Annotated in this window: 9 protein-coding genes and 1 tRNA gene; 5 read left to right on the forward strand and 5 right to left on the reverse strand. The window is 66.2% G+C overall.

The genetic code is table 11. The features are described 5' to 3' along the window. Nucleotides 1-528: 528 nt before the first annotated feature. Complete coding sequence (locus AC5RWU_RS19060; RefSeq protein WP_494032314.1) at nt 529-831, forward strand: hypothetical protein; 303 nt, start codon at nt 529-531, stop codon at nt 829-831. A 54-nt stretch (nt 832-885) separates the two neighbouring features. On the opposite strand, the gene AC5RWU_RS19065 is transcribed toward AC5RWU_RS19060, so the two are convergent. The 3 genes from AC5RWU_RS19065 to AC5RWU_RS19075 all read right to left on the reverse strand — a co-directional run bounded on the left by AC5RWU_RS19065 (nt 886) and on the right by AC5RWU_RS19075 (nt 3,330). Beyond that, the gene (locus tag AC5RWU_RS19065) at nt 886-1,953 is read right to left on the reverse strand and encodes an S-layer homology domain-containing protein (protein WP_494032313.1); all 1,068 of its coding nucleotides are present in this window, start codon (nt 1,951-1,953) and stop codon (nt 886-888) included. A gap of 286 nt (nt 1,954-2,239) precedes the next feature. Beyond that, nucleotides 2,240-2,316 (reverse strand) — tRNA-Thr (locus AC5RWU_RS19070). A gap of 144 nt (nt 2,317-2,460) precedes the next feature. Further along, complete coding sequence (locus AC5RWU_RS19075; protein WP_494032312.1) at nt 2,461-3,330, reverse strand: DsbA family protein; 870 nt, start codon at nt 3,328-3,330, stop codon at nt 2,461-2,463. A gap of 207 nt (nt 3,331-3,537) precedes the next feature. Between AC5RWU_RS19075 and AC5RWU_RS19080 the strand changes: the two genes are divergently transcribed. The 4 genes from AC5RWU_RS19080 to AC5RWU_RS19095 all read left to right on the forward strand — a co-directional run bounded on the left by AC5RWU_RS19080 (nt 3,538) and on the right by AC5RWU_RS19095 (nt 8,471). Next, a complete protein-coding gene (locus AC5RWU_RS19080) occupies nt 3,538-5,058 on the forward strand; it encodes an alpha,alpha-trehalose-phosphate synthase (UDP-forming) (RefSeq protein ID WP_494032336.1) in 1,521 nt (506 codons plus the stop codon). Next, a complete protein-coding gene (gene otsB / locus AC5RWU_RS19085; RefSeq protein WP_494032311.1) occupies nt 5,051-5,857 on the forward strand; it encodes a trehalose-phosphatase in 807 nt (268 codons plus the stop codon). Before AC5RWU_RS19080 ends, otsB begins: the two co-directional genes overlap by 8 nt. A 111-nt stretch (nt 5,858-5,968) precedes the next feature. Further along, on the forward strand, nt 5,969-7,051 hold the full coding sequence (locus tag AC5RWU_RS19090) for an ABC transporter ATP-binding protein (RefSeq protein WP_494032310.1): 1,083 nt from the start codon (nt 5,969-5,971) through the stop codon (nt 7,049-7,051). Between the two features lie 16 nt (nt 7,052-7,067). Continuing rightward, a complete protein-coding gene (locus tag AC5RWU_RS19095; RefSeq protein ID WP_494032309.1) occupies nt 7,068-8,471 on the forward strand; it encodes a DUF4032 domain-containing protein in 1,404 nt (467 codons plus the stop codon). Nucleotides 8,472-8,485: 14 nt separating this feature from the next. On the opposite strand, the gene AC5RWU_RS19100 is transcribed toward AC5RWU_RS19095, so the two are convergent. Together AC5RWU_RS19100 and AC5RWU_RS19105 are read right to left on the reverse strand one after the other, a co-directional pair. Beyond that, nucleotides 8,486-9,976 carry an FAD-binding oxidoreductase gene (locus tag AC5RWU_RS19100; RefSeq protein ID WP_494032308.1) on the reverse strand — a complete coding sequence of 497 codons (1,491 nt, stop codon included), beginning with the start codon at nt 9,974-9,976 and terminating at the stop codon, nt 8,486-8,488. Further along, entirely contained in the window at nt 9,973-10,470 is a 498-nt protein-coding gene (locus AC5RWU_RS19105) for an SRPBCC domain-containing protein (protein ID WP_494032307.1), read from the reverse strand. The genes AC5RWU_RS19100 and AC5RWU_RS19105 overlap by 4 nt, the downstream gene beginning before the upstream one ends. Nucleotides 10,471-10,612 lie beyond the last annotated feature (142 nt).

Consider the following 10,612-nt stretch of genomic DNA (forward strand, 5'->3'; position numbering starts at 1 on the left):
GTGTGGGCTTTGGCCTCGGGCACGATCCAAGGCGCCGTCGCCGCCAGCCCCACAGGCGGGTTGAGGACCGCGACGGTATACCCCGCACCCGTCCGGAGCACACCAACGGTCAGCCCCGGCCGTCCCGGAAGATGGAAAATTGATTCGGGCGGCCGCGAGTCTGTTTCGAAACAGGAATAGCTGCCCCGCCGCGCTGCGGAACCATGGCCCCCGGCTGATTCTCGCAGCCAGCAAATACATACCATTCTGCAATTCAGCCGGCACTTCGGATGCACTCCTGAATCTACACTCGACCGACCAAAAAACCACACCCCGTAATTGACTCCCCCAGACAGGGGGGTAATCGGCCGCCGGAATTCGAAGCGGAAGGGCTTCTCATTTCCTCAACCTTTTTACAGGAAAGGGGGGCGCATAATGACTTTAGACAGGCAGCGCTTCCTATTCGGCCAAGTCTTTTCCGATAAGGACACGAACGCATATCTGCAAGGCGTCGACCCGGCACACACGCAACCATGTTTGGAGAGAACAATGCAGCACAGGATTCGGCAGATCATCGGTTCGGCCGCCGTCGCGGGTGTCCTCCTGGCCCCCGGCGCCGCAGGGGCCCATGCTGCGGTAACCGAAGAGGCCACCGCTGCGGACATCGGAACCGTCATCGCCGCGGTGAGCGACGACCTCGTACCCGAAACGGAAACAGCGAACCCGTTCGACGGCTTCCTGACCGACGACTACGCCGAATACGCCGAGGAACTGGCGGCGGAAGCCCACGCGAACGAAGCAGAAGCAGCCGCGGAGTGGGCCGAGGAAAACGGCACCGATCCGGCCGAGTAACAGAGCCAACCGCTCCGGTACCGGATTGTTCCCATCCCGGTGCCGGAGCGGTTTTTAACGGAACGTGGCCTGGCGCGCCAGCACGGACGCGACGTACTTCTTCGTCTCCGGATACATGCCGTTCATCATGACCCCATACTGCCCCTGATAGTAGGACGCAATGGCGGTCTCCAGGTCCGGGCTGGTCCGGATCAGCTGCCGGATGAGGGCGACGCCGGCAGTAATGTTGTCCCGCGCCTCGTGCACGTTCAGCTGGCGGCCCACGAGTCTGGAGGCCTCCTCACCTGCGATCGGCATGATCTGCATGGTGCCGATCGCCCCGGCCCCGGACCTGACATGCTGCCGGAAACCAGACTCCTGCTCACCGAAGGCCAGGGCCAGGCTCGGGTCCACACCCATGGTTCGGGCCGTTTGCACGATGATCGCCTTGAGCTGGGCCGGGCTCAGGTTATTCGCCGACAGGCAGCCGCCCCAGTCGCCGAGCAACTTGTCAGCGCGCTTGATGAAGGCGGCCATGGCCTCACGGGTAATCGCCTCACCCGGACGGTACGTGCCGTCGCTCCACCCGGTGGCGACGTCAGCATGCCTGGTCCACGAGACCTCCTTGTAGAACTGGGATCCCGCAGGAACATCCCGGAATGGGGATGCAGCGGGCGCGGCGTAGCCGGCTGCAGCTGCAGATCTGCAGTACTGGCCGCTGTAGCGGTACAGGAAGGCGGCCATGGCTTCACGGCTGATCGGCTCGCTGGGATGGAAGGACCCGTCACCCCAGCCGGTCGTCAGCCCGGCATGCTTCAGCCACGCGATTTCCCTATAGAACTGATGGGACACTGGCACGTCCGTGAACGGGGAGACCGACGGCGGTACGAACGCCGGGCTGCCGGCCAGACGGTACAGGAAGGCGGCCATCGCTTCTCGGCTGATCGATTCGGACGGCCGGTAGGTGCCGTCGCCCCAGCCGTTGCTCAGCCCGGTTTGGTACATCCAGTGGATTTCGTACCGAAAGCCGGAGCCTGCGGTGTCAGTGAAGCCGCCAGCCTGCGCTGGCGGGGCCATGAACAGGCTGCCTGCCATGAGGGCAGCAGCGAGCGCGGATACCTTGCGGACAATGCGGTTTTTCATCCAGGCCCCAACTGCTTGCATGAGTGCGGTCACAAAAACAGAGGCAAGCATAAGGGACGAGAGACTATTAACTAAATGGGAGGGCCACTCCCGGCCAGCGCAGGATAGACCAGCTTGGGAGCGGTTATCGGACCATAGGCGACGGAAACCTTCCGCAGATAAGCTGTGCTGTGAGCAGGACAGCACAGCCAGCCGACGCGTCTTTGGGATAACCGTGAGGCTTTCCATTCATCCTGGAAAGCAAAATCCCTCCCGCTAGGCGTTTTGCCTGGTGAGGAGGGGTTTGTGGAGCCCCCTGCCGGATTCGAACCGGCGACCCCCTGTTTACAAGACAGGTGCTCTGGCCAACTGAGCTAAGGAGGCGCGCTGGCACCCGGCCAGCGGGCGCCGTCGTCGTTGCTTAAAGCCGCTCCGCAAAGCAGCCAACAGAACAGACGGCGCTCAATAAGGTTAGCCCAGGTGGCCCGTTCCAGTGAAACCGGAACCACCTGGGCCAGCCCTGCCAGGCTAGCCTCGGGCGTCGAGGATCGGCTGGGCAAACTCGACGAAGTTCCCGGTCCCTGGCCACTCTTGCCCGTCCACGTATACGGACGGCGTGCCCCGGACATTGTCCACCCGGGCCAGCCCGTCAGTGAACTGGGCGAAGGGGCGGAAGGTGCCTTCGTTTACCTGCGTCGAGATGTCGCCGGCGCCGGCTTCGCTCGCCAGGCTGATCAGTTCCTCATCGGACAGGCCTGCCCCGCCTTCGGCCGGCTGCCGTTCGAAGAGAAGATTAATGTAGTCGGTGTAGCTTTCGGGGCTGGTCTCAGCGACGGCGGCAACGGCATTCGCGGCACGGGCAGAGTAGTTGGTGGTCGAGGCGGCGCTCAGGAAGGAGACCACCCGGTACTCGATGTTGGCCGCGCCGGAATCCCGCCAGGCCTCCAGCTGCCCGCCATTTTGCTCCTCGAACCGCTTGCAGAACGGGCAGAGCATGTCCACATAGACAACAATCTGCGCCGGTTCGCCGGCGGGGGCGGCGGCCACGCCGGACGGGATGGTGCCGGCCGCTGCCGTCTCCTCTGGCAGCGTGCTGATGTCCGCGGTAAACGGCTCGGTGTCCACCAGGGCGCCGCCGGCTGTGACGGTCACGCCGCCGTACTGGTTGCCGTACGCCGGCGCGGGACCCGCGTCGGGGATCTGCGCGCGGATGCTGCTGGTGACAATCAGGGCGACGACGGCGATGATCGCCACCACCGCCGCTACCACACCCCAGCGCACCAACTGCTTGGTCCGCCGCTCCTTCTTCTGCTGCTGTTCCCTCAGCTGCCGTGCCTTCTCGCGGGCTGCAGCGGTGCGTTCAGCCTTGGTCAGCCGGGGCTGGTTCTGGTTAGCCATGATTCCTCTGGTCTCGGAACGTACGGGGCCGCTAACGGCGGCAAATCTAGAGTTTAATTGATGTGAACCGCGCCGCAGCCCGCCAGGATCTACGCCATATTCAACGGGCCGGGCCACCGGAAAGTTTCCTTTGGAGGGTAGAGTCGCATTACGGGCCGACTCGAGTAGGGAGCCACTTTGAACACCGTAAATACAGACACACGACCGATCAGTACCGTACGGCCGCGGGGAGCGGCAACCGCCGCGCCCACCCCCCAGCCACAAGGCGTTCCAGGGGCAGGAGGGCCCGGGGAATACGATTTCGTGGTGGTTTCCAACCGGCTGCCGGTGGACCGCATCATGGAAGCAGACGGCAGCAGCAGCTGGCGGCGGTCCCCCGGAGGCCTGGTCACGGCGCTGGCTCCCGTTATGTCCAAAGCGGACGGTGCGTGGGTGGGCTGGCACGGCGCACCGGACGAAAAACTCGACGCCTTCGACCATGACAACACCCACCTGGTTCCGGTGCCGCTGAGCGCCGAAGAAGTGGAGCTCTACTACGAGGGATTCTCCAACGCCACACTGTGGCCGCTGTACCACGACGTCATCGCTCCGCCGGAGTTCCACCGGAACTGGTGGGAAACGTACCGGATGGTCAACAACCGCTTTGCCGCCGCGGCTGCTACCGTAGCCGCCAAGGGCGCCACCGTGTGGGTCCAGGACTACCAGCTGCAACTGGTGCCCCGCCTGCTGCGCAAGGCCCGCCCCGATCTGAAGATCGGTTTCTTTAACCACATTCCGTTCCCGCCGATGGAGATCTTCGCGCAGCTGCCGTGGCGCCGGCAGGTCCTGGAGGGACTGCTCGGCGCGGATCTGGTCGGCTTCCAGCGTCCCAGCGACGCCAGCAATTTCCTGCGCTGCACCCGCCGCTTCATCGGCTACACCACCCGCCAGCAGCAGGTGCACGTCCGCAACGACCCGGCCGGCCTGGACTACATCTGCCGGGCCGAAGCCTTCCCGATTTCCATCGACGTGGACCACATCACCACGCTGGCCCAGCGCGAGGACGTCATTGAACGCTCCCGCCAGATCCGCCGCGAACTGGGCAATCCGAAGACAGTCCTGCTGGGTGTGGACCGGCTGGATTACACCAAGGGCATCGCGCACCGGATCAAGGCCTACGGCGAACTCCTCGAAGACGGCGCGGTCTGCGTAGAGGATGTCAGCCTGATCCAGGTGGCCAGTCCCAGCCGCGAGCGCGTGGAGCACTACCGGCTGCTGCGCGAAGAGGTCGAAGGTTCGGTGGGCCGGATCAACGGCACCTTCGACACGATGAGCTCCACGGCGATCCGGTACCTGCACCACAGCTACCCGGTGGAGGAGATGGTGGCCCTGTACCTGGCCGCCGACGTCATGCTGGTTACCGCGCTGCGCGACGGCATGAACCTGGTGGCCAAGGAGTATGTTGCGGCACGGCTGAACAACCGCGGTGCTCTGGTGCTCAGCGAATTTGCCGGCGCCGCGGATGAGCTGCGCCAGGCCCTGCTGGTGAATCCGCATGACATCGACGGCCTCAAGGAGACCATCGTCAAGGCCGTCAACCTCTCCCCCGCCGAAGCCGCGCGCCGCATGCGCGCCATGCGCCGGCAGGTGCTGCAGAACGATGTGGAACGCTGGTCCCGGAACTTCCTCCGCGCCCTCCAGGGCGGGGAGGAAGAACCCCGTCTTCCGGGAGGGGATGGGAATGCCTGACCAGGCCGGAACCGCATCGGGTACCGAACGCAGCGACCTCGACTCCGCGCTGCGCAGGATCAGCGGCACCGAGCGGCTGCTGGTCGCGCTGGATTTCGACGGGACATTGGCTCCGATTGTCGAGCATGCGGGCGACGCCCGCTCCCTTCCCGGTTCCGCGGCGGCGCTGGAGACGCTGGCGCAACTGCCGGATACGACGACGGCCCTCATCTCCGGGCGCGCGCTGGACAGCCTCCGGATCGTCGCCAATCCCGGCGAACGCATCCTGCTGATCGGCAGCCACGGGGCCGAGACCTGGACCGGCCCGGATGCCGAGCCGCTGTCCCTGACCGAAGAGCAGGCAGCCCTGCTCAAGGAGGCGACCGTCGTCGTGCAGTCAGTGGTGGACGCACATCCGGGGACCGTGCTGGAAAACAAACCGGCCGGCGTCGTGCTTCACACCCGGACCGCGGACGACGCCGTTGCTGCCGCCGCCACCGAGGCGGCGCGCCTTCGCCTCGGGCAACTGGAAGGCCTGCACCTGACCGACGGCAAGCGCGTGCTGGAATGCTCGGTGGTCCATGCCAACAAGGGCGAGGGACTGGAACTGCTGCGGTCCCTGGCGGATGCCACCGCGGTGCTCTTCGCCGGGGACGACGTGACGGACGAACATGCCATGAAGATCCTGCAGCCGCAGGACGTGGGCATCAAGATCGGCCCCGGCAGCACCGCCGCGGGCTTCCGAGTGGACTCCCCCGCTGCGTTCCAGCACGTGCTGGAACGGCTGGTGGAGCTGCGCACCGGCGCAACGGCCGGTTGACAGCCAATGCCATACTGATTTTCGTGGTGTCTTTCACACCGCAGAATTGAATATCCACCCATCACTACGGATCGTCGGGCACGTACCTGCCCGTGAAGGGAAATCAGAACCATGGCAACGGTAACGTTTGACCAGGCCACCCGCCTGTACCCGGGCACCGACAAGCCCGCCGTCGACAGGCTCAATCTGGACATCGCCGATGGCGAGTTCCTGGTCCTCGTCGGCCCCTCGGGCTGCGGCAAGTCCACCTCCCTGCGGATGCTCGCCGGCCTGGAGGACGTCAATGCCGGCCGGATCCTGATTGGCGACCGGGACGTGACCGACGTGCCGCCCAAGGACCGCGACATCGCCATGGTCTTCCAGAACTACGCGCTCTACCCGCACATGACGGTGGCGGACAACATGGGGTTCGCGCTCAAGATCGCCGGGGTGTCCAAGGAGGAACGCACCGAGCGGGTCCGCGAGGCGGCCAAACTGCTGGACCTGGAGGAGTACCTGGACCGCAAGCCCAAGGCCCTCTCCGGCGGCCAGCGCCAGCGCGTGGCCATGGGTCGGGCGATCGTGCGCAACCCGCAGGTGTTCCTGATGGACGAACCGCTCTCCAACCTGGACGCGAAGCTGCGCGTGCAGACCCGCACCCAGATCGCCTCCCTGACCCGCCGTCTGGGCGTGACCACCGTCTACGTCACCCATGACCAGGTCGAGGCCATGACCATGGGTGACCGCGTCGCCGTGCTCAAGGACGGACTGCTGCAGCAGGTGGACACCCCGCGCCGGCTTTACGACCACCCGGACAATGTCTTCGTCGCCGGCTTCATCGGCTCGCCCGCGATGAACCTGCTCGAACTGCCCGTCACCGACAACGGTGTCCTCTTCGGCGGCACCGTGTACCCGGTGCCGGCCGAGGTGCTGGGCCAGGCCCACGGCCGCACTGTCACCCTCGGGGTGCGCCCGGAGGACCTTGAGGCCGCACCCGCGGGCGAGGGGCTGGCCGTGGAGGTCGACGTCGTGGAGGAACTGGGCGCCGACGCCTACATCTACGGTCACACCACCCTGGACGGCAGGGACCACGACATCGTCGCCCGCACCGACGGCCGCCGTCCGCCGGTCAAGGGAGACACCGTCCATGTCCGCCCCGTCCCCGGCCACGTCCACCTCTTCGACACCACCACCGGACAGCGACTGGGCGCCTGACGGCCTCCGAGCACCCATGACGGATCCACAGGGTACGCCGGCAGCCGCGCCGGATTTTGCTGGCGCGGCGGGACGCGCGGGCGCCAATTGGCGCGACGAGCCGACGGACTGGGAGCAGAAGGGCAAGCTGCCCCGGCGTGACACCCCGTCGCCCGGCGCCCTGGGATCGCTGAACATCACCGCGGCCGCGGCGGATCCGGAACTGCTGGATCTGCCGTGGGACCGTGGCCTGGAAGACTGGCCGATGGAATCGCTGGCGGCACTGCCCCGGGGGATTTCCCGGCACGTCGTGCGGTTCGCGCATCTGGGCGGATCCGTCATTGCCATCAAGGAAACCGCCGAGCATGTGGCCCGTCACGAGTACCACATGCTCCGCAAGCTGCAGCGCCTGGATGTCCCGTGCGTGGAGCCAGTGGCTGTCATCACCGGGCGGACGTCCGCGGCCGGAGCGCCGCTGGATCCGGTGCTGGTCACCCGGCACCTGAAGTTTTCGCTGCCCTACCGGGCGCTGTTCTCGCAGAAGCTGCGCCGGGACACGCTGACCCGGCTGATCGATGCCCAGGCGCTGCTGCTGGTCCGCCTGCACCTGATCGGCTTTTACTGGGGTGATGTCTCGCTGTCCAACACGCTGTTCCGCCGCGACGCCGGTTCCTTCGCTGCCTATCTGGTGGATGCGGAAACCGGCGAACTGTATCCGCAGCTGTCCTCCGGACAGCGCGAATACGACCTGGAGATCGCACGGGTCAACATTGCCGGTGAACTGATGGACCTGCTGGAAGGCGGGTTGATCGAAAGCGAAGTCGATCCGGTGGCCACCAGTGAACGCATCATGGACAGCTACCGCAGGCTCTGGGCGGAACTGACGGCCAAGGAATCCTTCGAATTCGGCGACCGCTGGCGGGTCAAGGCCCGCATCCGGCGGCTGAACGAACTGGGGTTCGACGTCGAGGAAATGGCGATCCGGACCAACCCGGACGGCACCACCATCCAGCTCCAGCCCAAGGTGGTCGACGCCGGCCACCACCAGCGGCGCCTGATCCGCCTCACCGGTCTGGACGCCCAGGAAAACCAGGCCCGCCGCCTGCTGAACGACATGGATACCTACCGCGCGGACAACTTCCCGGACACGGACGAAGACATCAGCGCCCATGCCTGGGTGCGGCACGTTTTCGAGCCGATTGTCCGGTCGATCCCGCGTGAACTGGCTGGGAAGCTGGAACCGGCGGAGGTGGTCCACGAGGTGCTCGAACACCGCTGGTACATGTCCGAACAGCAGGACAGGAACGTCCCCCTGGCGGAGGCCGTCCAGTCATACATCGATACGGTGCTGCGCCACCGCCGCGATGAGGCGGCCATCCTGCTGGATCCGGATATCCAGACCATGAAGATCCTCGAGGGCGAGGCGCTGGGGGACGACTGAGCGGCTGCGGACGGCTAGTGCTTGAGGGCGGTTTCCGTCCCCGAGCCTTCCCGGGGAAGACCGCCTGCAGCCTCAGGAGCCTGCGGCAGCGGCTCCGGCAGAGCCTCGGGCAGCGCCTTGCCGGGATTGAGGATGCCCCGCGGATCGAAGAGTTCCTTGATCCGGCGCTGCAGCGCCAGCACCTCGGGGGCCTGTTCCCAGCCGAGCCAGCGCAGCTTGTACTGCCCGACACCGTGTTCGCCGGTGATGGTCCCGCCCATCCGAAGGGCCACTGCGATCGACTCGTCCAGGACGGCATTGAGCCTGGCAATCTGTGCCTCGAACTCAGCCCGTTCCGATACATTCAGAGCCGTCCGGTCGGTGGGAAGCAGAACCCAGAAACTGGGATGCAGGTTCCCGTCGCCCGCATGGGCGACCACTTCCAGCGGAAGGCTGTGTTCGGCCGCCATCCGCTCCAGCGCGGCGACGTAATCCACCAGCCGGGACCGCGGAACCGCAACGTCCTCGCCGACCCGGTATTCGTGCACAACGTCCAGTACGCGGCTGTGGCGGCGCAGCTCGATCAGCTGTTCCGCCTCCGCCCTGTCTCCTGCCGCTATGCTTCCGTCGGAAGCCGCGAGTACCCGGCGGACCACGTCCGCTTCGGCCGCTGCGCCGAAGCCGTCGGTCTGGATGAGCAGCAGCGCGGCGCCGCGCTCCCGCAGGTTGGAGCCGTGGCGCGCGTCCAGTGATGCCATGGCCGTCGCCTGCAGCAACTCCATGATGGCAGGCTGCACCCGCGCGCCGCCCACGGCCAGGACACCAGCGGCGGCCGCCTCAAGGTCCGGGAAGAATGCCGCGACTGTCTGCACATCAACCGGTAGGTACCGAAGCCTCACGGTGATGCCCACCACGATGCCCAGGGTCCCTTCGGAACCGACGAACAGCCCCGTCAGGTCATACCCCGCCACGCCCTTGAAGGTCTGGTGCCCGGTATGGATGAGGGTACCGTCGGCCAGGACAACGTCGAGGGCAAGCACCGAATCACGGGTAACGCCGTACTTCGCGCAGCGCAGTCCCCCGGCATTGGTCGCGACATTGCCGCCGATCGTGGAGATGCGGTAACTTGCCGGATCCGGTGCATACATCAGCCCGTGCTCGGCAGCCGCCGCGTTGAGATCGGCGTTGATAACGCCCGGTTCCACGACGGCAACTTCATCCAGCGGCCGGATCTCGAGGATCCGGTCCATCCGCTCCAGACTAAGGATGACGCAGCCGTCGGTGGCATGGGCACCGCCGGACACACCGGTTCCGGCACCGCGCGGAACCACCGGGACGCCCTGTGCCGCGGCCCAGCGGACCGTCGCCTGAACCTGCTCCACGGTCTGCGGCCACACCACGGCCATCGGTTCCCGGTAATCCAGCACGGGGCCCTGGTCCTTGGCATAGCGGGACAGGACTTCCGGTTCAGTGCTGACCGCCGACGGCGGCAGGATCTCCGCAAGCCCGGCCGGAAGCGCATTCACCGGACACCGCCCATGAAGCGCACGTAGCGCGCCAGAATCGTCGGCCAGCCCTCCTCGTACCTGGCGTGGGCGTCCGCGTCGGGGTGGCGGTCCCAGCCGGAATGGACCAGCGTGACCTCGGTCCGTTCCTCCTCCAGATCGCGGAAACTGACGTCGACAGTCGTCGCCTCGCTCTCCGGACGTCCCGGGTGCCAGGTCAGGGCCAGATGATCGGGTGGCTGCCACGAGACCGCCGTGCCCCACTCTGAGGTCTCCTCGTGCTCGGAAGTCTCCAGCAGGACGTTGCCCTCGAAGCCGGCATAGGAAGCGCCGCCGTAGATGCTGTGCGTACCGAAGGGCCACCAAAGATGGATGTGCTCGGTGAACCCTGCGAACGCATGCTCGACGCTGACATGCACGACGACGGTGCACACCACCGGTTCCAGGGAGGCCTCGGTGCCTGGTCCCGGAGGCGGTTCCGGCGCAGCTGGCGCGTGGGAGAACAGATCACTCATGGGTTCGACCTTACCGGGCGCGGTCCTGTCCTGCGCCTGAGGGGCGGTGGGGTGGTGTTAAAGGGGTCAGGCCCCGCCGTCGTCGGCGGGGCCTGGCCCTGTTACGGTGTGTCCGGCGGTGTCCTACTCTCCCACACCCTCC

Source organism: Arthrobacter sp. B0427-1-12 (genome assembly GCF_059092905.1).

Bases quoted from the DNA above. Each gene is read 5' to 3' on its own strand.
- AC5RWU_RS19075 (WP_494032312.1), bottom strand. From the start codon at position 3,330: ATGGCTAACCAGAACCAGCCCCGGCTGACCAAGGCTGAACGCACCGCT.
- AC5RWU_RS19105 (WP_494032307.1), bottom strand. From the start codon at position 10,470: ATGAGTGATCTGTTCTCCCACGCGCCAGCTGCGCCGGAACCGCCTCCG.
- AC5RWU_RS19095 (WP_494032309.1), top strand. From the start codon at position 7,068: ATGACGGATCCACAGGGTACGCCGGCAGCCGCGCCGGATTTTGCTGGC.
- AC5RWU_RS19060 (WP_494032314.1), top strand. From the start codon at position 529: ATGCAGCACAGGATTCGGCAGATCATCGGTTCGGCCGCCGTCGCGGGT.
- AC5RWU_RS19065 (WP_494032313.1), bottom strand. From the start codon at position 1,953: ATGAAAAACCGCATTGTCCGCAAGGTATCCGCGCTCGCTGCTGCCCTC.
- AC5RWU_RS19090 (WP_494032310.1), top strand. From the start codon at position 5,969: ATGGCAACGGTAACGTTTGACCAGGCCACCCGCCTGTACCCGGGCACC.
- otsB (WP_494032311.1), top strand. From the start codon at position 5,051: ATGCCTGACCAGGCCGGAACCGCATCGGGTACCGAACGCAGCGACCTC.